Origin of the sequence: Gimesia alba (assembly GCF_007744675.1) — a bacterium.
In the GTDB taxonomy this organism is placed as follows: domain Bacteria; phylum Planctomycetota; class Planctomycetia; order Planctomycetales; family Planctomycetaceae; genus Gimesia; species Gimesia alba.
Window position 1 is genome coordinate 1879405 of sequence record NZ_CP036269.1, and the last position, 26575, is coordinate 1905979.

Sequence of the window (26575 nt, forward strand, 5' to 3'; positions counted from 1 at the left end):
TCGGATTTACCTTCTGTCTCAAACGGTGATCTACTCAAGAAGACGCCAATCGGCGACCGGTTTTCTGCTCTTGACCGGCAATTTCTGCCGATTGAGACGCTGGTGTTAATTTATAGGCTTTACTCCAGATGGGAATTCAAGAAGAGTCTAGCGATTCTCTGAGTTCTTTCATCTTCTTGTAATCAATAGACGATACTTGAGAATAAGTGCCTCTGTTTTGCGAAATATTTGTAACACAAAAATAAGCAGCGGCATGGTTTAAATGGAATTTTTATCGAGTAACTTTCAGGTCAGAATAGAACTGTTTGATCTTTCTTGTTTCTGCCCAGGACGGTCTGAGTGTTTCTCACAATGGATAGTGAAAAATCACAATTTTGTTTTGTGAGGTAATGGAATGCGAAACTCAACAACGTGGTCTCTGGTCATCCTTTCGGGGTTTGCCGCTCTTTTTAACGTCGGCTGTTCTCATACGAACAATATGGTGGGAACAAATTTGAGAATGCCGCTGGAAGAGTCACCACAAATGCTAATGGCGCGAACAGCCGAGGATAAAGGGCAGTTCGCGGATGCAGAACGAACATATCGGGTTATGTTACAGCGAAATCCACAGAATGCGACCGTCTTACATCGCATGGGAATCGTCTGTTCCAAATTGGGGAAGCATGATTCCGCGACAAAGTATTTGATGGAAGCGGTCAAAATTCAGCCGAATAACGCCACGTACCTGACTGACCTCGGATACGCGCTGTATCTTCAGAATGACCTGCCTGCAGCAGAAATCGCTTTGGAAGAATCCATCAAGCGTGATCCCAGTTCTAAGCGATCGTTCAATAATATGAGTCTGGTCTTAGGACATCAGGGACGTATGGATGAAGCGTATCAGGTTGCCCGTACTGTGATGAGTGCCGAGGAAGCCCATGCGAACATCGGCTATATCTGTCTGCAGCGAGGCATGCTGGATGACGCCGCACGGCACTACAATCGAGCGTTGGAGATGGATCCGAATCTGGATTCTGTCAAAGAAGCCATTGTGCAGATTGCAGAACTGCAGAAGCAGCAAATGCAGCGTAATGAGTCACAGCCCGAAGTACAAATTGCTCAAACTCCGGCTGCTGAGCCTGTCGTATCCGAACCGGCTGTCGTTGCAGAAGTCGCCGAATCATCAGAAGAAACACCATTTCGGGTGATTTCAGATGCAGAAGTCGATGTGATCAATCCTGAGCAAATTGCCGCCAGCGAATTACCGGTGGCACAAATTTCTGCTGTGCAGGAACTACCGATTCAGGGATTTGAACCTCCGCTGAATGTCAGTAATGATGACTATATTCCTTCACAGAACAACGAATTCTTTGAAACGGTACAAAGCACCGAATCGGTGACTACGGTTCGCAGTGCAGAATAATAGTCTCATTTAGAAATCAGAAAACTCATCAAATCAGGGGGCGAAGTGATCTCATTTCGCCTCCTGATTTTATTTGGGGAATCAGGCCTGGACGCTAATTTCACTCTCAGAGGCGTTTCAGTGTGGGATCAAAATAGAACCGGCTTCAAGGTGCGCCCGGCGTCGTTTTGACTGTAAAACGTTTTTCTCCCAGCAATGGATCATTGGGATCGATTTTACGGAAAAGCATTTTACGTTTGATCTCGGATTCTTTTTTCTTCTCACCCGTTCGCTGGATATGGGTGGGGGTCAGTTCAATGTGCCTGGCCGAAAAAGGGGTGAAATCGAAGTACAATACGGCATTGATGTTAGATTTTCGCATATCCATGACGATCGTGGATGGCTTCGATTCCGTATTGAGATAATAGCGGCCTTTCTGACGTGGTCCGTTATTAATGCTGAAGACCGTGCCATCTTCACGGAAGATCATATTTGGTCCATTCGAATTCTGCCAGCGCCCGATCAGATTCTCATGTTCCGATTGTTGGCATGAACTCGACACACAGACCAAGATCAGTAATAACGCCATTCCTGAATGCTGAAACTGCATTTGATTCCTCTAACAGATTGATCTTAGAGCCAGAAAGAGAACGCACGACGCAGGTACGTGACGTACTCTGCCCATTGTTCTAATAGTCGTATTGTGCCCGAGAAGCGGCCCTGATGTAAAGAAAAATAGTCTGGAATAAATAAAAGATTTCCGGCGTTTACACAATAAGGGGGCTGAAGACCGATTTAGGCTCGCACATTTGTTCCTGATTTAGATGTCATTATAAATAAAATACGATTTATGCGTTGGTGCAACGGGAGTTTTAGATGTTGCTCTAAGGAGTGTTGGTAGAAATTAACGTTATGGTAAATTTGTTAAAATTAGGAGAACGGGCGCTTTTTCTGTGGAATTTTTTCGAAATTTCGGATATTGATAGTTAGACAAATGACAATAGGTCTACTGCGCCAAGTGGAAATAGGTCGGTAACAGGCCTGATGTCACTAAGAAAAAGTCCTAATGACACTAATGAGGGGTGAGGTTTTTCTGCCTCTCAAAAATATTCGATACCAATCGTCTCATACATTTACAGTTTTTCTAACTGAATTGACCTACTATCTGAGGAGTTGACAGGATGCTGCTTACGAATTGGCTCGGTACTATCACTTCCCGCATCAAAAAACGTCCCACATATCGTTCTCGTGATCGTCGTGCGATTCGGCGACGCTGGCACGCTGCCGTGAACAACCGAATTTCGACAGCCGAGGTTCTGGAAGACCGGACGCTGCTGACAACATTATTCGTCGATGACTCCCTGGTGATCACGAATGACCAGGGGGCCGGCGGTTTGGACGCGGGTGATACTGTCACTTTTGCGTTTGGTGAAGCCGGCGAGACAGTAGGGCTGATTTTCGGGACGAATGCCTTTGCCACGATTAACGACGCTGTCACCGCTGCTGCCGCTACCGGCGACACGATTCAAGTCGCCGCGGGTACCTATAGCGGGCTGATCACATTGAACAAGTCGGTCGATTTGCTCGGAGCTAATGCAGGTATCGACCCGAATGCCATGGCCCGAGGAGCCGAAAGTATCATCGACCATGATGGTTTTTATGCGATTCAGCCGACTGCGGACGATGTCACAATCGACGGTTTTTCCTTCGAAGGAAACGGCGGACGTGTGATCGATAGCTACGCAAGTGCGAATAACTTGACCATTGCCAACAACATTTTCAACAACACAAATATTTCGGGGGTTCAAGGTGGCATCCAGTTGCAATCCGGTTCGTTTGATGATTTGACAGTCGAACAAAACCTCTTTCAGTTCACGGGAGACGGAGATGCGCTGTTGGTCGGCGGAGGCGGTTCTTTCGAGAGAATGCACATTGTCGGAAACCACTTCGCTGGAACGACGGGGGGAATCTTCCAAAACGGCGGCACGATCAATGACGCTGTCGTCGAACAGAACGTGTTTACAGGCGGCGTCGGGATGAACATGGGCGATGCTGGTAATATTCAGATCCGAGAAAACACTTTCGATGGGAATTTCTTCACTGGTTTTCAGGTTGGAACAATTGGTGGTGAAATCGTCGGCAACACATTCCAGAACATCGAAGCCTACCCTGGTTTCTTTGGGCAGGCATTCGAACTCTGGGGAGGACAGTATGGCACGACTGTTTCAGAGAACGTGACAATCGAGAATAACGTGATCCACTACAACGATGTCGTCGGTGCTGCCGAGCCGACTCACGGGATCCGATTGCGTCTCCCCGATGGAGGATCGGGGATCGATGCATCCACGATTCACATCAACAACAACACATTTATCGATGGCGGCGTTCGCGGCGATGCCAAAGCGATTCGACATTTCGGTGACCAGACAACCGCAGTCGATGCGTCGGGAAACTGGTGGGGAACCACCAACGAAAGTAGTATTGCAGCGTTAATGGAAGACGGAGATGGCGGCACACCACTCATGGTCGACTTCACTTCATTCTTGAATGACGGTGCAGACACAGACGGGGGGACCGCTGGTTTTCAGGGTGATTTTTCCACTCTGAATGTGACTACCTTGGGAGCCCAGACCGGGGGAGTCGGCCGCATTCAGGAAGCCATCGATAGTGTGACGTCCGGCGGTACAGTGAATATCCTTGCCGGCACCTATAATGAAAACGTCAATGTTAATAAGTCAGTTATCCTTGACGGAGCAGGCACCGGCAGCACCGTTGTTGATAACGCCGGCAACCTGTTTACAGTGACAGCAAACGATGTTCGCTTCCAGGACATGACCCTGCAGAATGCCTCTCAGGGGATTCGTGCTGAACTGGCAGCGGGTACCGTTGACGACCTGCAGGTCGATAATGTGCATTTCGTCAACATGAGCTCACGCGGGATTGAAATTCATAACGACACCACCGTGACGAACATGAGTGTCACCAACAGCCTCTTCCAGAATACAGCTACCGGGATTCGGCTTGCTTCTTCCGCCGTCGGTGATGGGATCGATATCACAAATACCGAATTTGATGGTGGCTCGTTAGGCTTTTACCAGGCAAACGATGGCAGCACTGGAAACGTGCGTGATTTGCAGGTAACTGGTTCAACCTTCCGAAACTTTACCGATACTGCCATCTTCGCCGAAGAAATTCGTGATTCTGCCATCGATGGCAACACCTTTGAAGACAACCGCCGCGACTTCACTCTCTTCAAGAATTATACCGGTGCAGGAACAGACGTAGAGAATCTACAGATCATCAATAACATGATGACCGACTCAGCGAATTCATCAGTTCTGATTTTCGTCGCCAACAGTGGTCTGGCCGGCACCATTGATATCGCTAATAACACTATCAACAGTGATGTGGGCGTCATGACCGCAGACTGGGCGAAGATTGATGTTCGCCTCGATGCAAACTTCTCTCACGCTCCTGTCAATATCGATGAGAACTCTTTCACATTTTCTGGAACGTTTGGTGCGGGTGCCATGGCCGCTCATGGGATCCAGGTACGTGGTGCTTCCGATGCGATTAATATCCGCCGCAACGCCATTGATGGTGGAAACGTTGGCAGCCTTGGTGGTACGCCTCCCTCTTCGGGGATCGTTGTGCGGACCAACGATAGTTCAATGGGCCAGATTGATGCCGCCGCTGTCATCGACGTCAGCAATAACTATATCATCAACTTCGACAACGCCGTCACTCTCTATGATGCAGTCGGCGATGTTTTCGGCGGGTTGATCGTCGGCGCCCAGTTGAATATCAATAATAACTCACTGGCAGGAAATACCGCCGGCATTGTCAGTGGTGCAGGGGCGATTACCAATGCTTCTAATAACTGGTGGGGTTCGGTGGTCGAAGCAACTGTCGCAGGTTTGATGCCCCATGTCAGCAGTGTTGATTTCTCAACTTATCTCGATAATGGCACAGACGTTGATGGCGGGACGACCGGTTTTCAGGGGGATTTCACCACACTGAATGTCACCGATGAGGGAGGCCAGACTGGAGCGCCAGATCGCATCGCAGAAGCACTGCAGGCAGTCACTCCTGGTGGAACGGTCAACATTAGCAGCGGAACCTACAACGAAAACGTTAATACCACGGCAACGGGTATCGATAAGAATGTCACTCTGGCTCCCGGCAACAGTCCCGGTCAGGCCATCATCAACGGAGATTTGATCTTAAACGGCGATGACGCGCTGGAAATTGAAATCAACAGCACGACTCCCGGTTCCGGTTTTGATCAGTTCGTAGTAAGCGGAACTGTTGATCTCGGTGGCGCCACTTTGAACCTGATCGACGGATATGATCCCGTCGACGGTGACGTTTTTACCTTGATCGAGAATACTGGTGTCGGCCCTGTGACGGGCACGTTTGCTGGACTTCCCGAAGGTTTCGAGTTCATCGACTTCCTGGGCAGTGGTCTGAGTGCCTACCTCACTTATGTCGGCGGTAACGGCAACGATGTGGTGATCCACATGGTTGATTCCACTCCTGAAGTGACTCTCCCTTCAAACGGCATGGCAGATGAGTACACGTTCGCGATAGTCGGTGGCAACGTCGTCATTACCGAAGTGGGATCTGGAACGATCATTTCTTCGATCCCTCTTGCTTCTCTGAATGGTCCACTGGTCATTAACGGTGAAGACGGTCAGAACGATACCTTAACCATCGACATGACTGGCATTGATCACACGACTCCACTGCAAATCGAGTTCAACGGCGGTGCTGCTGGTTTTGATACACTCGAACTGGTCAACGGCAGCCTGACCTCAATGGAATACTTCTTTGTCAATAACAGTGATGGTAGTATCCAACTCAATGGCTCCGGAGTCGATTTCATTACCTATACCGGTCTGGAGCCAATCTCGTCTACAGTTACCGCGACCGATGTTACACTGAATTTTGGTGGTACCAGCGAGACGATTACCGTGACCGACGCTGGTGGCGGACAGACGACCGTCAACTCGACCGCTGGGGAAATGACGACCTTTAATAACCCCACTGGAACGCTGACCATTAACGCCGGTGGCGGCGATGATATCGTCAACGTCAACTCACTGGACCCTGCCTTCGCCGCGAACATTACCATTAACGGAGAAGGCAACGACGATACCGTCAATCTGGCGGCAGCGCTGACACTGGGCAGTGGTAATACCACAATCAACGCCGAAGACGTCAATGTAAATGGTGCGGTCACCACAACCGGCAATGTTGACATTAACGCGGGCGATACCATCGTCTTTGCGCTGGCGGGCAGTCTTTTATCTGGTCCCGGAAATATAGACCTGGAAGCGGTGAATAATATTGAGCTGGGGATAGTTGGCAGCAATGCGGACGTGACCCTCACTTCGACCGCAGGCGCCATCAATGATGCCAATGCCGGAGCCTTTAATATTTCATCCAATGGCACCACTACCCTGACAGCGGCGACAGGGGTCGGCGTAGGGGATGCGTTGGAGACTGATATTTTTTTTCTGGAAGCCAATATCAGCGGTGGCCTGGAACTGGCTGAGCTTGATGGGATCGTCATCGGTAATGCCGGTGGCATCAACGGGATCACGGTCAGCGGCGCGACGAACATTGTTTCAGGCTCTTACATGACCGTGAATGAAGATATCGTTGCCTCCGGCGGGGCACTCCAGCTGTCCAATGCGACAGGGAGCTTCTTAATAAGTGATGGAGCTGTCATTTCTAATACTGGTAGCAATCTGATTGAGATCGATTCAGGTTTTCATTTCTCCATGGCAGATAATGGCACTCAGATCACCAGCAGTGGGTCCGGTCTGATTGACATTGATGCGGCCGGCCATGTTTCGCTTACGAATGTGAATACAAGTGGCGAAGTCCAGATCACAACAACCGGTGGTGAGATTTATGATAATACGGCAGCAGAGTCGCCAGTCATCACCGCGGACACAGTCGCACTGCGGGCCACATCACATATCGGTTTAGCTGGCGCTGGTGACCTTGATCTGGCAATCAATATCATGGCTGCCGAGAGTACAGCAGGAGATATCTTCCTGCAGGAACCGTCTGCCGCATCCATTGGTTTGGTCGACGGTCTGAGTGGAATCACAGCCGCCGGTGATATCTCACTGGTAATCGGTGGGACGCTCAATGTGAACCACGATATTGAAGCGACTGGTGCCGGATCCACAATTCTGGCCGATGCACAGGGTGATATCAACGTGAGTGCATCCGTACAAACCAACGGCGGAGCAATCGATCTGCTGGCCGATAACAATCTGGTGATCAATGCCTTTTCTAGTATCGATACGACGTCGGCTGCAACAGTGACGTTGACGGCAGATGCCGATAGTATGGGCGGTGGACAGTTCCAACAAGATGAGATCTCAATAGTCGATGCCTTTGGCGGCATGATTGATGTGACCTCGACTGGTGATGCCTTGATTGCCGCTCTGCAAAGTGCAGGGGGAACGATTGCGATTGAGTCTGTCAGTGGAGCCATCCAGGACAACACGGCTGCCGATCTCTCCCTGGTGACCAGTAACGAACTGGTACTGCGGGCTGCAACCGGGATTGGCGGTGCTGGGGCAGCCGATTTTGATATCGCTGTCAGCAGATTGGCTGCGAGCACGACGACGGGAGATATGATTCTTGCTAATGCTAGTGGGGCTTTAGAAATTGGTACGGTCGATGGTCTTTCAGGAGTGACTGTCACCACAGGTCTTGCCAGACTGGTTAGCTTTGGTGCGATCACAGTCAACCAGAGTGTCACGGGAGACGGTGTCTCATTTGAAGTCGCAGGTTCGGCAGCGGTTGGGGATGATTTGAATGTCAATGCAGGGATCACCAGTACGGGGGGCGACATCGACCTGCTTGCAGGAGATGATTTAAATCTCGCCACAGGTGTTACACTGAACTCTGCTGCTGCAATTGATATCACACTCGATATCAATAGTGGTGTTGATGCAGAAGGGGGCGTAGCCAACCTGAATGGAATTCTGACCGCCGGAACACAGATTACCGTGACGGGCGACGATGATGACGATCAGGTCATCATCGACGGCAACGGTGGTGTTCTCAACAATGGTGGTACCGTAGACGGGATTCAGTCGATCTTCTCGTTCGTGGGCGGCAATGGAACAGATGAGTTGATTGTCGATGATTCCGGCGATGCGACCGGCGATATCATCAACATTGTCAGTTTGCTCCCCGGAATTGGGAGTGTAGTGGGTGCTGGAGCAAATTCCTTGAGCTTTGAAGCGTTGGAAAACCTGAGGCTCTTTACCGGGTCAGATATGGACGACATCACCGTCAATCCAAACGTTCTGACAACCATCGATATCTTTGGTGGCACTCCAAGCCTTCCCGCTTTTCCCGGCGATTCGCTGACCTATCTGACACCGATGGGAGAAACATCCACATTCACTCCATCCGGCCCGGATAGCGGCACGATCGCTGCCACCGGTGGATTCCAGAATGTAACCTTTGATGAAATTGAAAGTCTCACGTTTGGTGGCAGTATTTCCGTGGATGGTACAGCCGGCGATGACGTGCTGACAATTACAGCGACAGGTGCTGATTCGGGTACTTACCAGATCAACGGTGGTTCGGTCATCAATTTCTCCGCGGTCACCGATTTCACCTTCAATGGTTTGACTGGCGATGATCGACTGGTAATCAATAACCCTGCCGGTGGCCTGTTTGATCCTGTCGATGGGATTACTTTCAATGGTGGCTCTGGCGGCGAAACGCTCGGCGATACCCTCGAGATTATCGGCGGAACCGCAGGCTCGGTTGAACATCGCTTCGTAAACGACAATGACGGCAGCGTATTCTATAATGGTGAAGGCTTTGCGACGATTACTTACACCGGTCTGGAACCGGTACTCGATACGATTGCTGCGACCGATCGGATCTTCAGTTTCACCGGTGCCGGTGAAATGATTTCACTCACTGATGGTGGAATTGGAGGCCAATCGCAGATTGATTCCACGCTCGGTGAATCCGTTGTCTTTACACATCCCACCGGGACACTCACGATCAACACCGAAGCCAGCGGCGGCAGTGGTGTCGATACCGTGAATCTTGATGGGGCTGACGCCGCCTTTACCGCCAACCTGACGGTCAATGCGGGCACCGATGATATTATCAACACGGGAACAGTTGACATCGGAGCGGGTATGTTGGATCTGACTGCCGGTCAGGTCAACGTGAATGGCGCGTTTACCACTACGGGCAGCGTGGATATTGATTCGACATTCAATGATATTACCTTTGCTGCAGCCGGTTCGATTGATGCCGGTGCCAGTGATATCGATTTAACGGCCTTCTTCAATGTGGAATCGTTACAGGTCACAACAACCAGTGAAGTTCGTGTGACCGCTACAGGCGGTGGGATCAATGATTTCACAGGCAATGCTCTGATCACCGCAGATCGGGCGGCGTTGCGTGTTGGTGGTCCCGGCGGTATTACCGGTATAGACACAAACGTCAATACTCTGGCAACCAGCGTGGCCGGTGGTGGATTTACGATTGATAATACCGGAGCATTGGAAATTGGCACGGTCGATGGTTTGAGTGGTATCACAGCCGCTGCCAGTAGCATCTTCCTGACGACCACTGGCACTCTGTTGGTCAGTGAGGCAGTTACAGGGGGAGCCGTTGATTTAAGATCGAACGATACCATGACAATTTCAAACGATATTGCCGCTTCCACGGGAACTCTGGAGCTGGAAAATACCGGGGGGGGCTTCCTTGTTAATAATTCTGCTGTCATCTCCAATACTGGTAGTAACCTGATCGATATTGATTCTGCTAGTGACCTTACAATGGTCGATGGAACAGAGATCACCAGCAGTGGGAATGGTTTGATTGACCTTGATGCATCCCTCCAAATCTCTCTAACTAACGTTAATACGGGTGGCGAAGTGCAGATTACCTCGGCCCTGAGTTACATCGGCGACAATAGTATTGCAGAAGACGCTGTGATTACTGCAGATACCGTGGCCCTGCGGGCCGCGACCGTCATTGGAGCTGCGGGTGCCGGCGACATTGATCTGGCCATCAATACCATGGCCGCTGTCACAACGTCAGGCGATATCTTCATCCAGGAACCTTCTGCAGCCACGGTAGGGATTGTAGACGGACTGATCGGGATGACGGCCCCTGGTCATATTTTCTTAGCCATCGGCGGGACGCTGAATATCAACTCTGCCATTGAAGCTACTGGTGCGGCCTCGATTGTTCAGGCGAACGTACAAGGGGATATCAACGTCAACAATACCGTGCAGACCAATGGTGGTGAGATTAACCTGTTCGCTGATGATAATCTGGTACTGGGAGCGTCTTCTCTGGTGGATACCACCACGGCTGAATTAGTCAGGCTCATTGCTGATTTCAACAGTGACAGCAGCGGTGGGTTCACGCAGGATGAGGGGAGTCTTGTCAATGCACGAGGCGGTGATCTGCTTGCACAGGCTTTTGGGGACGTCGAGATTGCCGATCTGCAGTCTGTAGGTGGTCGAGTCGTGGTGATTAGTAATGGGGGCGGCGTTGTGGATAACACGACCAGCCCGAGTGAAGCACCATTGATTACCGCAAGTGGAGTTGCATTCCAGGCGGCGGGTAGTGTTGGCGGTGCGGGAGATGCGGATATCGACACCGCAGTGAGCACCCTGTCTGCCAATGTCACCTCGGGCGACGTTGTTGTCAGCAATACCGGCGCTTTGATCATCGGCGATGTGATTCCCTTGTCAGGTGTGGTGGCCACGAACGGTTCGGTAACCGTTTCCGCTTCCAGCCCGTTGACCGTTGCCAGCAACGTTACGGCTTCAGGGACGGTCACTCTGACCTCAACCGATGGTGCCGGCCCCGGGGATGATTTGACAATCAATGCCGGTGTGACCGTCGAATCGACGGGCGCGGACGTAATCTTGAATTCCGGCGACAACTTCCTGCTCGCACTGACTGGGGAAGTCATCGCAGATACAACGATTACGATCAACGTCGATCCGATTACCGATGGAGCTGGTGCGACCGTCGACCTGCTGGGCAATGTCGATGCGACCCTGACTACGATCAACGGCGGCGACGATGAAGATACCTTCAACATTCTGCCAACGCAGGATTCACCGATTACCATTAACGGCGGTAATCCGACTCTGCCGACGGTTCCCGGCGATGTCCTTAATCTGGACTTTACCGGGCTGACGTCTCCCGTGCTGACACTGGGAATGAGCCCTGGTTCGGGAACCTTCAGTTTTGCCGGCGATCCTCAACTGCCGGTAACCTACAGCAGCATCGAAAACGTCACCACCAGCACGGGGGCTTACCACCTGGTATTGGACATGCTGGCTTCCGGTTTCCAGAATGCAGCCGCCGATACGATTGACGCGGCCCTGGATGGATCGGGCACCGATCTGGTGATCGATATCAATGCGGCGAATTTCTTCACGGGAGACGCCAGCGACATTCTCTCCTTCACCGTCATCGGTTCTGCCGATAACGACACGCTGAACATCAACGAATCTCCCGGCGGCCTGCCGTTCTTTACCACGGCGGCTCCGGCGATTGGCATTTCCAACGGTTCGCACCTGAATGCAGCGGCCGACTTCTTCCTGGAAGACATCTTCAACCCCAACACCTACGATGCCACCGACATCACGATTCATTTTGACGGGGGCGCCGGCGTTGATGACGTGAACGTCGACTTCATTACCGACCATGACGCCGGTTACTTCTCGGACATGGACGATGCCCTGGGCAGCGGCAATATTGTGGCTGCTCTGACGGGCGACACCGATATCGATCTGGGGCTCTCCTTCGCTCGCGTGGAAGGGGCCGGGATCTTTGGCACGACCACCGGCGGTGGTCTGCACGTCGATGCCAGTGCCACCCCGGCAACCAGTCAGGTGGTGATTGACGATGCTCTCGGAGCCGGCGACGGGATTTCCCAGGTGATGGCCAATGGTGGATTCACCAACCTGCTGTTCGGTGGATTTAACGATCTGCAACTGGTCTCGGGACCGGGCAGCGAAACCATCGACCTGATTGCATTGGACTCCATCACCAGTCTGACCAATATCGAACTGGATGCCGATGACGTCTTCGGCACCAACGCAGCCGACAACGATGTGATCCGTGTGCATTCGGCTCCGCTGGGCGTACTCAACATCGACATCCTGGCGGCCGCCGGCGATGACGTGATCAATGTCTTTGATGCCGGCAATACCGTCGACAACATCAATGCTCAGATCATGATTGACGGCGAAGGGGGCGACGACACGCTGATCCTCATCGATTCCGGCGATCTGACTGGTGACACGTTCGAAGTCACTTCGACCACCGTCGAAGGCCTGACCAGTGCCGTGGGCACCGATATCACGTATATGGCAATCGATAACCTGAACGTCACGGGGACCGACGGCAATGATGACATCAGTGTGAACCTGACGACTCAGGAAGACCTGAATAACGTCACGATCAACGGCTTTAACGGCGACGATGACTTCTCCCTGCAGAACGGCAGCACGCCCATGGGCGTGGACACCCGCCTGAACGGGGATGCCGGCAATGATGAATTCTTCTTCCTGCCTGGCAGCATTCTGCGAGGCTTCATCGACGGGGGCGGCGACGTCGATACCATCGACTACACCACCTATGCCGCCGTGGTGCACATTGCCCTCTCCGGTCTGGGAACCATCGACGGCTTCCAGGGCCGCGAAAACAACGGCAGCATCCTGGGTACCGGCATCGGCAGCCTGGGCTTCGATAACATCGACGATCTCTTGGGAACCGCCGGCGGGGATACGCTGGAAGGTCCCGATCTGAATAACTACTGGGGTATCACCTCGACGGATACCGGCTTCATTATCGCCGACCGTCCCAACCTGATGAGCGGTCGTCCGACCACGGGCGGTGACGCCACGGCCACACCACCGGAACAGTTCCTGAGCTTCCTCGACTTCGAAAACCTGATCGGGGGCAACCTGGATGACCGCTTCGACCTGAGTGACGGAGCGGGCCTCACCGGCACCCTGAACGGGGATCTGGGGAACGACAGCCTCGATTACCGGGATTACACCACAGGCGTGAACGTCGACCTGTTTGCCGGAACCGCGACCAACATTGGTGGTGGCCTGGCTCTGGGCACCGGCGGCGGCGACGATGACAACAGCATCGAAAACGTCTTCGGTGGTGACGGCAACGACAATATCACCGGCGACAACGATGACAACATTCTGGGTGACGGCTTCGGCAACGACAACCTGGACGGCGGCGGCAATGGCGTCGGCAGCGAAAACGGCGGCAACGACGTGTTCCTGATGGAACCAGGGGCCGGCGGCAGTGCCGACGTGATCACCGATATCCACGGCAACGACACGATCGACTTCCGCTTCGCCAGCCAGGGCATCGTGTTTGATGCCGATATCATCAACATGCCTCAAGATGTCTTCGGCGGCAACACGGTCGAACTGCGACAGATTCAGCCACAGCAGCCGGATACGAACCCCAGCTTCATGGAAAACGTGGTCGGTAGTGAGTTCAACGACCTGATCTTCATCGATCCACTTTCCCAGGACGGTAACTTCCCGATCGACGGACCACCGGTCCTGCGTTCGGCCGACGGCCGCGGGGGCCTGGATACGCTGGACTTCGACGCCAAGGGACAGTCCGTGATCGACACCGGCTTCTCCCTGACGGCGGACGGCGTGGGTACCGTGCAGTATCTGAACTTCGAAAATGTGCGTCCATTTGAAGACAGTCCCGGCTTCATCGTGGACAACGGCGATGTCGGCTTCACGCTCACCGGAGACTGGGCTTTCCATCCGAATGGAACGGCCGCCATTACCAATGGGACTGGTTTCGAAGACGACATTCATTCGGTCCACGGAAACACGCCGACCGGAACGGGGCCTGCTCAGGCCTTCTGGGAATTCTTCGGCCTGACACCGGGAGAATACCGGGTCTCCGTGACCTGGCCAGTTTCGGACAATCCTCAATCAGTCGGGCTCGTCGCCACCGATACTCCGTTTACGGTCTTTGACGGGGCTCAGTCCGATGTGGGCACCATTGCTGCGACTCCGCTGGCAACCGTTGATCTGAATCAGCAGTTACTGCCCGATGACTTCAGTGCCGATGGCGCTATCTGGGAAGATCTGGGGACGTTTACGATCAGCACCCGGTCCCTGACCGTCATGTTGACCAACCTGGCCGATGGCAATGTGATCGCCGATGCGATCCGCATCGAACGGGTTTCTGCAGGTCCGGAAATCGAACTGACGGATGTGACCGACGTACTGGCACCACCGGCGGTGGTCGTTGACGGACATCCCGGCGGTATTCAGTTCGGTGATACCGAACTGTTGACTCCCGCCGTGCGAACCTTTGAAATCACCAATAACGGTTCCGCGGTCCTGAATATCAGCAATATCACAATTCCAGCTGGTTATACGACCGACCTGACCCCTCAGGCCGTTGGCATTGGGGCCACGATCCAGTTTACGATTACGATGGACGCTTCCAGCTTCGGAGACCGCTCCGGCATCTTCTCATTCGAAACCGATGATGTCGACGAAGCGACCTTCAACATTCTGCTGGATGGCCGTGTTTCCAACGTGGTGATCATCGATGACGGCGATGCGGAATTTTCCGCAACGGCCGGTTTTCAAAATTTCCCGGACGGAACCAACCTGGGTGACGATGGTTACCAAGCGGATTCGACGGCAGCGATTCCAAATCAGCCCGGCGCCACGACTCAACCTGGTGCAGAAACCGCAACCTGGACCTTTACCGATCTGGCCGATGGCAATTACCGGGTTTCGACCACCTGGGCTCCCTATTTCAACCGCGTCGATGACGCGCCGTTCTCTCTGGATGGCGGATCGGGCGTGGTGACGGTCGATGTCAACCAGCAGGTTACCCCGTCCAGCTTTACGGAAGACGGAACTGCCTGGTTTGATTTGAACGCATCGTACCTTGTTGTTGGTGGGGTACTGACGGTCACGCTGACCAACGACGCCAACAACAATCCGCGTGACTTCTACCATATGTCCGACCTGTCTTACGGCGTGATTGCCGATGCGATCCGCATTGAATATCTGCCAGAGCCCGATCTGCAGGTCACCGTGGATATGGGCACGGTTGTCGAAGACGATACCGGCAATGTTGACTTCGGCAGCACGCTGCCCGGAGTACCGGTCAGCAAGACTTTTACCGTGACCAATCTGTCTTCGATGGACGTCGATGTCACCGGCCTGGTCGAATTTCCTGCCGGCTTCAGCATTGATCCCGCTTCGCCGTTTGGAACCGATACAATGCCGGTTACGATTGCCGGCGGTGGTTCCGTTACCTTTACGATCCAGTTTGACGGGGGGACCAGCGGTTCTACCTTTGGTCAGATTTCGTTTACAACGGGCGACGAAGATGAGAATCCTTATAACTTCACTGTGAGTGGAACAGCGGGGCCGGCCACCGTCGGCATCACGGACTCCGATTTCTCTACCACGGGAACCTGGAACGATTATACCCCCCGGGGCATTGGCGATCCCGAATTCCTGTATGCCGGCGTGGCAGATGTGGGCGGCAGTGGTGCCAACAGTGCCACCTGGAGCTTTGATGTGGAACCAGGCCGTTATCAGGTGGTTGCTAACTGGTACGTCCACCCGAATCTCGCTCCCTACGGCGGGGCCGCTGCTAGCAACGCTCCCTATACGATCTATGACGATCTGTCTCCTGTGACGACCGTACTGGTGAGTCATCAGACCAACCCCAATGATTTCCTGGATGATGGCACGCTCTGGGAATATATTGGTAATCCGGTTGCGATCACAGGGAACACCCTGAGTGTGCAGCTGACCGACAATGCCGATGGGATTGTTTTCGCCGATGAAATCCGCATCTATCGCGTGGTCGATCCTGTGATCAGCGTGGAAGTTGACGGGGGAGTCGTCGAAGATGGCGGCACCGTTGATTTCGAAGAGACCATCGTCGGGGCTCCTGTCATCAAGACCTTCACTGTGACCAACTATGGTGAACGGAATATGGCACTGGGAACGCTGAACCTGCCAGCAGGATTCAGCCTCCTTAGTGGCTTTGGGAATGACAATCTGTCACCTGGGTCTTCCACCACATTTACCGTACAGATGGATGCTGCAGTCGCCGGTCCCTTTGGCGGCATGATTTCCTTCGGCGCTGATTCGTTTGATGCAAATCCCTTCAACTTCAGTGTGACGGGATCGGCACAAAACTCGATGATTGTGGACAATGGAGACCTGAATTACAGCAACAGTGGTCCCTGGGAAACCGTTTCTATCAATTACGATTCCTCGTTCTATACCTACTTCCAGCGGGATCAGGATATCCTGCGTGGTGGCGATCTGCTGGGCAGCAACACCGCGACCTGGACCTTCGACAATCTGGGAGCCGGCACCTATCAGGTATCGACTCACTGGTTCCAGCACAGCAGTCTGGCACCGGATGCCCAGATCACGATCTCCGGAATTGAAGGGGGACCGATTACGGTCAGCCTGGACCAGCGGTATGCTCCCAATGATTTCACTGCCGATGGTACGACCTGGGAAGAACTGGGGAACTTCCAGGTGGCAGCAGGAGCCACGTTGACGGTGACGATTACCGACGACGGTGCCAATGGTGATGTCGTCGCCGATGCGATGCGACTGGAACTGATTCCCATCGGCCTGCGAAGCCCGGAAATCGAAGTGCAGGCAGACGCCGTTGATCTGGTCAGCGGCGTCGGCAGTGTCGACTTGGGCACAGCCAGCTTTGCGGAATCCCTGTTCCAGACCTTCACGATTACGAATTCAGGCACCGACACGCTGAACCTGGGAGCGATCTCCACTCCGGCGAACTTCAGTGTCTTCTCGGGGCCGGGAACGGTGGCGCTGGCCGCCGGCCAATCGACGACGTTTGTGCTGGAATTCAACAGCACGGGAATGTCTGGTGTCTCCGCCGGCGTGGTTTCGATTGCCAACGATGATACCGACGAGAATCCCTTCACGATCAATGTATCGGCTACGATGACGACGGTGCAGATTGTCGACAACGGGGACGCCGATTACAGCAGTGTGGGCCCCTGGCAGGCAAAGGGCGGTGCGAGTCTGTTCTACTACGAATCTGATGCGCAGCAGTTGAATCTGGGCGATAACGGTACGGCAACCTGGAACTTCAACGGTCTGGCCGCCGGGACGTATACCGTGTCTACTACCTGGTACCAGCATTCGAGCCTTCGGGCCAGCAATGCAGAATATAACATTGGCACCGGGCCGATCGTGGTCAATCAGCGACTGAAAGCGGACGACTTCTATTCCGAAGGCAAGTACTGGGAAATCCTGGGCACCATCGCTGTCGGAGCCGGTGGAACGATCACGGTGACACTGAGTGACAATGTGGCCGACGGTTCGATCATCGCGGACGCCGTTCGCATCGAACGGACCGGACCGCTGGTAGCCGCCGCCGGTGTAAGCAGCACGCCTGCTGACTCGATCACCCAGGCCGATCTGGACGCTGTGCGGAATGCCGCGTTGACCTACTGGAGTGCCACAGGGTTGACGGCGGAAGAACTGGATCGTCTGCAGTCGGTAAGCTTTGTGTTGGCAGATCTGCCGGATGCGATGCTCGGTGGTGCGAACAGCAGCACGATCCTGATCGACGTGAATGCCGCCGGCTATGGCTGGTTCGTAGACGACAGCCCGTTTGACAACAGCGAATTCACGCTGGATGCAGACGGCAACCTGGTCGCCGACGAAGCGAGTGCAGCCTTCGGTCGCATGGATCTGTTGACGGTCGTGATGCACGAACTGGGGCACGTCCTGGGTTATGACGATCTGGACGCTGATGAAGCGGGCAACGACCTGATGAGTGAATCGCTGAACGATTCACAGCGGCGTCTGCCTGTGATCGACGATGCAGACGCATCCGATCTCGATGACTTCTTCAGCGCTATCGCCGGCGGTGACAATCCGCTGTTGAACTAACAGCAGACACTGCTGCCAAGTAAAAAACCACAGCCCCCTGAAACTCACGTTTCAGGGGGCTGTTTTTATGCGCGTTGAACGATTAAGCCTCTGTCCGTTCTGAGCCCCCTTCACAGGCACATCACAGTAGGGATCTGGCTCTATCTCTGCTTCTTAAGGGCATCTGTCTGATGTCTTCTCAATCAAGTCGTCCCGCTTCTGGACTCCATTCCCTTTACAATCGGCATAATCGATACGACAGGAATTCTTATCAAAAGCGTTAAATTCCTTGTAAAGAGATTTGAACATTTTCTGAGTTCAGCGATTTATAAAAACACGCATACGAAAAAAGTTCGTTTTGTAGTGATTCTATAAGTTATTACGTGTGTGATGTTTATGACGGATGTGACGGTGTTGATTGTTATAGAGATTCTATGAGTGGCACATGTCTTGCGTGTTATGTCAGTTAAACCAGTTGTTCCGGAGTTATTGAAAAGTCGGGATCTAACGGTTGTAACGAAATCTGAATAATCCACTTTTGCCACTCGAATGAAGGCGAAGAAGTGAAACGCATAGAGAGAGTGTGTGGCGACCTGAGAGACCGTTACACAAGTCGGTGACCTGAGAGACCACCGATGACTGATTGACTGAAGCGGAGAGAAGTTCTGGTGTCTTTACCCTGATTTTTATGGTGAGTGAGGCAATGAGTTCCGCCTTGAAAACCAGAAACGGAAAGCCTGAGAAACTTTCCTCTCCCGCTTTAGCCAATCGGCACTTTCAAAACAGGAATCAAAAAAATTGGCAGGGTATTGACCCTGAGTTTGTAAAAGTTGTGGCGTCAAAACAGAAGTTGAGTTGCCGTGATATGTGACTGTCTGAGAAATGAGACGCTCTAAAATTCGATCCTCTTAACTTAAAAAGTGCTGTTAATCAAAATACACAAAGGAGCTTCAAATGAGTCATTTGGTAAATCAGTTTTGGAACGACGAAAATGGTTTCGTTATATCAGCAGAGCTGGTGATTATTCTAACGGTGGCAGTTCTGGCGATGATTGTCGGTTTAAGCTATGTGCAGTCTGCTGTTGTGAGTGAGTTTTCTGATGTGGCAGGAGCCATTTCATCTCTGAACCAGAGTTATGCATATTCTGGTTATTATTCGCGCAGCTATTTTGGAAAATTCAAATCGTTTTATGCTGGTTCTGCGTACTACACATATCCCCGTGGGGGAGCTGTTCTGGGATATAATGGATGCGACTACCTGCAGCGAGGCGGCAGTTACTCGGAAGATGTGCTGTTAGAATCTGAAACGGTCGAAGAACCATGCCAGATCTGCAGACCAGGTGAAGTGCAGGAAGAAATCATTGAAGAAACAGAAGTGGACTGTCCGAAATGTGAACTCGGCAAGGAAATCATTATTCCCCAGGCAACTGAGCCAAAGCGAGAATAGCGAAAAGTAAACTGCGTGAAGACTCAGTGCTCCTGAATTCTTAAACGAACTGTTTTCCAGCCAGCATTTGTAATAAATGCTGGCTGTTTTTGTTTTAAAGGTGCGTTCTGTAGGAACATCGATTTGAGCCCACAAAAAAAGCTGACTGTTGGTTTCAACAGTCAGCTTAAAAGTGGAGGATACCGGGCTCGAACCGGTGACCTTTTGGCTGCCAGCCAAACGCTCTCCCAACTGAGCTAATCCCCCAGAGTGCGGTAAAATTACCTGAATGTAAGGGTAAGGATAGAAAATAGTTTCGGCAATTCAAGTGCTGAGAAACAATCTAAATGAAAAAAACGACTAAAAAACGCCCGGTCAGCTAAATCATGCTTAACTAGAGTTTTCAAATAGAGTTGCATGAGGAAAAATGAGATTTCTGACCTGCGAACCCCTGTACCTGAGTTTGTCTCTGCAGAGAGTGGGCAGAGGACCTTGGGAGTTTGGTTTTCTCAGAACGGATCGGGAGATGCTACTATGTCACTCAAATTGATTTTACGGTTGCATGAACACCGAAGGTGGGCGAATCAGAGGTTACTGGAGTCTGTTCAAATGCTTTCAGAGTCGCAATGCATGCAAGAGTTTGCGATTGGGCAGGGGACAATCTGGCAATCAATGTTGCATTTGTATGCGGCGGAATATATCTGGCTGGAAGCACTGCTGGGCGATGAAAATCCCCTGTTACCCGGGGATCTGGAGGGAGAGATTCCGGGGAATCAAAAAGCTGAGGGAGCCATTCAATCAGTGTCCGAGTTGAAACAGAAGTGGGAAGCGCTGGAGCAGCGCTGGATAAATTATCTGGAGCAGTTAACGGAAGCAGCCCTGAACGAATTCATCCAAAAACGCAGCAACAGCTCGGGCAAGGGGCGTGTGTATCAAACCAGGCGGAGTGATGTCTTATTACACGTTTGTACTCATGCGCATTATACTGCCGCGCAAGTAGTAAACATGTTGCGTCATGCTGGAGCAACATGCCTGCCCGATCTGATGCTGATTACGCTGGCACGCACACAAATGGGAACGCTGTCAGGTCAGGATTAGATTGAACCGAAAGCTTAAATAAATTTTCTGATGACGCCTTTCACAACGCCGAGAATTTGAACATCATTCGAATAAATGGGAGCCATTGCGGAATTAGCCGGCTCTAATCGAACTCGATCTCCTTCTTGATAGAAGCGTTTCAACGTGGCTTCCTGCTTGTCAACCAGTGCGACGACGATGTCTCCCTGCTGGCAGGTTTCCTGTTTTTGAACTACGACATAATCGCCGTCCTGGATCTGGGCATCGATCATGGAAGTGCCTTTGACCTTCAGGCAGAAATTTTCAGATGAGTTGAACAAGGGGCTGAAGTCAACTTGGGTTTGACCTTGAGAGGGTTGATCCAGGGGAGCGCCTGCTATTAAGGTGCCGGCTAAAGCAATGTTGGCCGGTTTTTGCGAATTATCACAGAGTTGAATAGATCGGGAAATGTGAGACTGTCGTTTGATGAGTCCCTTGCGTTCCAGTGCTTTTAAATGTCCCATGACGCCGTTAGGGGATCGAATATCGAATGCGTCGCCGATTTCTCTGACAGTCGGGCCATAGCCACGGTTGACAATCTTATCTTTCAGAAATTGATAGATTGCCGTTTGTCGTTCCGTCAGTTTGACAGTTTGATTGATCATGCCTGCTTCCTCATCACTTTCGCGTAAACGGTTGAATTCATAGTGGCTCTCGCCACACCATGGCCCGTTCTATACACTAATGGACCAATGGGACCTGAAAATCTAACCGTTTTTTTAAAGGATTTCGTGTAAATCCTTATCAGTGGTGTGGATTATGATTTTTGATAAACCCAGACGTGATCATTGTTTAGACTAGCTACTGAGTTCAGTGGAATACGCATCCGCGGCTAGCTGCTTGATTTTAGCCAGATCCAGTTTGCCTGTCCCCAGGAGCGGGATCGACTCCACTTCCAGAAAACTGTCGCTGGAGGGAATCCACAGATTGGGAATCTCTTGTTTGGCAATTTCTTTTAGAATGGTATCAATGGGGATATTCAGCGGTTTATGAAGAACGATTAACCGTTCTCCCTTTTTAGGATCGGGAACGGCGGTCACGGCAACTTGTACCTCAGGTTCGTCTTCATTTGGATCACTGACAATATTGGCAATGAGTTCTTCGATTCGAACGTGCGGCACCATTTCCCCACCAATTTTTGAAAAGCGGGTTTGTCTGCCTGTGATAGTGATAAACCCATCTTCATCGATTGTGGCGAAGTCGCCGGTGTTGTACCAGCCATCGAAGATGACTTCGGCTGTTTTTTCTTCGTTATTCAAATAGCCTTTCATGACATTCGGGCCTTTGATAAACAGAAGTCCTTCCTGTCCGTCGGGCAGATCTTGCATGGTATCCGGGTCAACGGTTTTTGCCATGACACAGGGAATCGCCCGGCCGACGGTACCTGGTTTGGAACTGATTTCATTCGGATCGAGTTGTCGGCTGGGGGGGATGTTTACTGCTGCGACGGGAGAGAGTTCGGTCGTGCCGTAACCTTCCGTCGGAAAGATGCCGAACTTGTCATGGAATTCATGTGCTAGACTCTGCGGCAGTTTTTCTGCGCCGGTGATGACAATTTCCAGCGTTTTGAATTGCTCCGGAGTGCAGCGTTTGAGGTAATGTCTTAGGAAGGTCGGCGTTGATGCGAAGAGCGTGACTTCGTACTTCTCGACCATTTTTCCAACCGTGCGTGCGTCGGTCGGGTTAAAGTGATAGCAGACTCCCATGTTTCGGATAAATGGCATCCAGAGGGAAATTGTATACCCAAAGGAATGGAAGAACGGCAGGATTCCAAGAATGCAGTCTTTGTTGGAGAGGTGCAGTAAATCGTCGGCGGAATTGATATTGGAAACAATATTATGGTGTGTGAGCATGACACCTTTGGGGCGTCCTGTTGAACCGGATGTAAAGATGACGGTACTCAGTTCGTCGGAATCAACGTGCTTTAAACCGATGATTCGTTCGATGATCCAGGCAGGGACGACATAGGCCATGAAGGCGCAGATCAGTTTGTCGAGGGCTGAAGCTTTGGGTTTTAAATCGTCAAGAAGTACGACATTGGCGTCCATGTCGATCGGTTTTTTCTCCAGGAATTTCTGGCTGGTCAAAACGGTTTTGATGCCTGCTTCCTTGATGCAATAGTTAATATCGCCGTCAGAAAGTGTGTAATTCAGATTGATCGGAACCCGACCGGCGATCGCGAGGCTGGCATTGATGACAGAACCTCCGACCGAAGGTGGCAGGAGCACGCCGACCATTTTTTCGTCTTGTTTTAAAACATGTTTGTTAAGCAACCGACGCATTAACAGCGCCCCGGTGAGCAGCTTGCCGCCTGTAATTTCAACTCCCGTTGAGTCGGCGACTTTTTGCTGGAATCGTCGGTTTTTACATTTTCTGAGAAACAATCTTGGTGGAATCATTTGATACGTCTTTCGAAAATTGGCCGCTTCGATCCCCAGGTTTTGAACAACCTTCTGGACATGTTTTTCATTTTCCGGATGCAGGATCGGTTTTCCAAAGCGGATGGAAACCGGGTAAGGCCAGCGCCGGGGTTTTTTCCAGAAAAACTTTCCGCCATGAAAACTAAAAATGCTCCCCCATAGTTCGTCAATGTAGACGGGAATGACGGGAGCGCCAGTTCCTTTAATGATTTTCATTAAACCCGACTGAAACGGTTGCAAGTAACCGGAACGAGTCAATTTGCCTTCAGCGAAGATACAGACTAATTCACCATTTTCAATTGCAGAGCGGGCATCTTTAATGGAACGCATTAATGCTTTCGGTCCATCTTCCACGTTGATGGGGATCGTCTTATACAGTTTTGTCAGCCACGAAATCCAGGGACCTTGTACATAAGTTGAATAGGCGATCATGCGAACGGGACGCGTGGAAGTGAGAATCAGAAAGATTCCATCAAGCCAGGAGACATGATTTGCTACGAGGAGTGCGCCACCTTTTTTGGGCAGATTTTTCAGCCCTTTGACTCTGAGTTTATAGATGGTACAGCTCACGAGCCAGACCATAAAGCGGATAGTGGCGTTTGGGAGCAATTTGAAAATGTAAATGCCAACCGGAACTGTAAGTAACCCGATGACCATGAAAATCTGGCTGGCTGACATCTTCAAAGTATCCTGCATCACCCAAAATGCGAATGAAGCAAACAGGATGAATGCGAACGCCAGGAAGTTGGCCGCAGCCAGAATGCTACCACGCGTTTCCACATCGCTGCGGTGCTGGAGGAATGTTTCCAGCGGAATATCGAATAAACCGGAACTGACACCGAGCAGAAACAGCCAGAGTAGCGATAGCAGGTAATACATCTGCGAATCGGATTCCTGTCCGGGGATCACGCTGCTGCCTGTGAAAAACAGGAGTAATGAGGTGATGACGATTCCGGCAGCGCCTAAGGGGACGATCCCTAGTTCAATGCGTCCTGCAGACCAGATTCCGGCGAGCATACTTCCTAAGGCGACACCGAAGACCAGAATTCCCAATAAGGGTCCGATATCTTTTTGTGAAAGTCCCAGCTCATGAATTCCGTATGTATCGACGTTAATTTGTGCGAGTGAAGCCAGCATCCAGAAGAAGGCAACACCCAGTGCGGTTCTGAGTAAAGGCGTACTGCTGCGGAGCAGTTGCAGCTGGTGCCAGGTCTCTTTGGCGGGATTAAAGGGGAAGCCGCGTTCGGGAGCAGCAGGGGGGAGTTTACGAATTTTCAGACTGACGATTGTACCGACAATGGCAACACCAACGAGCGTTAATGCGGCGATCGCTAAATCAGTGAGTGATCCGGGAGCATTTAGATCAGGCTGAGTGACGTGGTATAAATAGTTCCCGGCGATAAACCCCAGGGCCGAAGAGACCACGGTAATCAGTCCCATGACACCGTTCCCTTTGGAAAGGCGGTTATCACGCAGCATTTCGGGGATACTGCCGAATTTGGCAGGACCGAAGAGCGCACTCTGGCAGCCCATTAAGGCCACGATAAAAAAGAGCAGATAGATATTCCCGACCTGTATGGCCAGAATTCCTAGAGTCATGATGATGATCTCAGCCACTTTGCAGGAGATAATCACCGTACGCTTACTGAAGCGGTCGGCAAGATAACCAGCGACACTTGCCAACAGGAGGTAGGGCAGCGTGAAACAGGCCAAACCCAGTGAAAGCGCGACGGCATCGCCGATTATCGGTTTCCCGATGGGAATGATAAACCAGCGAAACATATTATCGTTCATCGCACCCAGAAACTGGGTTGCCAGCAGCGCCAGAAAGGAGGGAGAGTTTAAAGTCCCCTTCGGCTCACCGAGTTTCTGAGTCTCTGTTTCGGCGGAGTTCAATGAATTCATTATTTGTTGAGATCCAGATATCGATACGCCCCGTTCAGATGATTCCTGGTCGAATCAGTTTTTGATTTTTGGGCGACATTCGGAAAAGTTATTGAAAGCTGAGCAATTAAATTGCTGCCTTCATAGAAGGCGAAGAATGCTCAAAAATATCACGAGAAAAATGTGAAGATCGAATAAAGGGCATAATATGTCAAAAACTATTTATCTGTAAAGACTTAGATTCGGACAGAGTGTAAGATACTACGAGAGAGTATCGAGAAGTGTAAATTTGTGATGTTTATGAGAGAGGTGGGATCAGGGAATAAAGGTGTAGCTGCCCGAATTCTGCTCAACCAGTTCGCGAATAACTGATTCGCCTTCCCGATTTCCCAAGCAGATCCCGTTAACGATCACGTTTCGATTTCGTTTTGTTCGTGCAGCCACTTTGTTGAACGCTTTGACGATGGTGGGATTGAATTGCCCGTCCGTCAGGAAATAAATCGTGTCTGGTTGCAGACGGAGTGCGATCAGCAGGGCTTCCAGTGGTTCTGTTGTTCCGACGCCGGGGACCTTGGCGACCCAGGATAGGAATTTCTTTTTTGTTTCGGGCGTTGCGGGCTGAAGTTTTCTGGCAGGCATGGGGATGGCAAAGTCACTGAAGAAGATGACAAAGAATTCCTGATGCTCATCCATTGAATAAATGGTTTTGGCAAGTTCCAGTTTGACCCGTCCCAGTCTGGTTTTGCCCACGCTTTCATGGGGAAAGTTCATACTCTTTGAAGAGTCAACGACGAAGACAATGCGTTTGCTTTTCGGATTCAGGCCGAAAAAATCACCATTTCCGGAGCCGTTTCCCGAGCCGGAATCGGCGGTTCCGAGGGCGGATGAAGTGAGTAAGGCGCCAACGATGTCAGCCGCATATTTGGTAGTGAGCGATTCTTCATGCTGAGTTGTTTGGGGAAGTGGACCGTCCAAAAGCGAGGAAAGCGACTTGGTATCGGGAGCAGAATTTAAGTCGAGAACTGGTGGCAGTTTGGAAAGTATGGCTCCGCTGGAAGCGTTTTCCTGTTTCTCCGTCACAGCCACTTCCATCAGGACGGGCTCAACGTTTTTGGGCGGAGCAGACCAACGCGTTTGAATTGAATTCGCGGGTGAACTGGGCTGTGTTTCCATCTGATCGACGATCATGGCTAACCCGCCGATGAGCGTCAGGTGGAACAGTGTCGATACGCAGACTCCCTGATTCCAACGCGATTGCGAATGAGGATGGGGAGTGTGTGTTGACATCACGGGCTCTAATGGATGAATACAGAAAAAGCAGCGCCCTTTTGGGCAGGCTTGGAATTGTTCGTCTCTGTTATTTT

At 51.6% G+C, this 26575-nt stretch carries 8 protein-coding genes and 1 tRNA gene; 4 read left to right on the forward strand and 5 right to left on the reverse strand.

Annotated features, from left to right (window positions below; all coding sequences use genetic code 11):
- Positions 1 to 394: 394 nt before the first annotated feature.
- A complete protein-coding gene (locus Pan241w_RS07250) occupies positions 395 to 1402 on the forward strand; it encodes a tetratricopeptide repeat protein (protein WP_145213078.1) in 1008 nt (335 codons plus the stop codon).
- A gap of 145 nt (positions 1403 to 1547) precedes the next feature.
- On the opposite strand, the gene Pan241w_RS07255 is transcribed toward Pan241w_RS07250, so the two are convergent.
- Positions 1548 to 1991, reverse strand: coding sequence for a hypothetical protein (locus Pan241w_RS07255; protein WP_145213082.1), 444 nt, complete (start codon positions 1989 to 1991; stop codon positions 1548 to 1550).
- A gap of 571 nt (positions 1992 to 2562) precedes the next feature.
- On the opposite strand from Pan241w_RS07255, the gene Pan241w_RS07260 reads away from it, so the two are divergent.
- Complete coding sequence (locus Pan241w_RS07260) at positions 2563 to 18387, forward strand: golvesin C-terminal-like domain-containing protein (RefSeq protein WP_145213085.1); 15825 nt, start codon at positions 2563 to 2565, stop codon at positions 18385 to 18387.
- A 933-nt stretch (positions 18388 to 19320) separates the two neighbouring features.
- On the forward strand, positions 19321 to 19812 hold the full coding sequence (locus Pan241w_RS07265; protein WP_145213088.1) for a Flp family type IVb pilin: 492 nt from the start codon (positions 19321 to 19323) through the stop codon (positions 19810 to 19812).
- Positions 19813 to 19985: 173 nt separating this feature from the next.
- Here the strand turns inward: Pan241w_RS07265 and Pan241w_RS07270 are convergent.
- A tRNA-Ala gene (locus Pan241w_RS07270) sits at positions 19986 to 20058 on the reverse strand.
- A 267-nt stretch (positions 20059 to 20325) separates the two neighbouring features.
- Between Pan241w_RS07270 and Pan241w_RS07275 the strand changes: the two genes are divergently transcribed.
- Entirely contained in the window at positions 20326 to 20889 is a 564-nt protein-coding gene (locus Pan241w_RS07275; RefSeq protein WP_145213091.1) for a DinB family protein, read from the forward strand.
- 14 nt (positions 20890 to 20903) lie between these two features.
- Here Pan241w_RS07275 and lexA read toward each other — a convergent pair whose 3' ends face one another.
- From lexA to Pan241w_RS07290, 3 genes are all read right to left on the reverse strand, one after another.
- Positions 20904 to 21512 carry a transcriptional repressor LexA gene (gene lexA / locus Pan241w_RS07280; protein WP_145213094.1) on the reverse strand — a complete coding sequence of 203 codons (609 nt, stop codon included), beginning with the start codon at positions 21510 to 21512 and terminating at the stop codon, positions 20904 to 20906.
- Positions 21513 to 21704: 192 nt separating this feature from the next.
- Positions 21705 to 25232, reverse strand: coding sequence for an acyl-[ACP]--phospholipid O-acyltransferase (locus tag Pan241w_RS07285; RefSeq protein WP_145213097.1), 3528 nt, complete (start codon positions 25230 to 25232; stop codon positions 21705 to 21707).
- A gap of 294 nt (positions 25233 to 25526) precedes the next feature.
- The gene (locus tag Pan241w_RS07290; protein ID WP_145213101.1) at positions 25527 to 26498 is read right to left on the reverse strand and encodes a vWA domain-containing protein; all 972 of its coding nucleotides are present in this window, start codon (positions 26496 to 26498) and stop codon (positions 25527 to 25529) included.
- Positions 26499 to 26575: the final 77 nt, after the last annotated feature.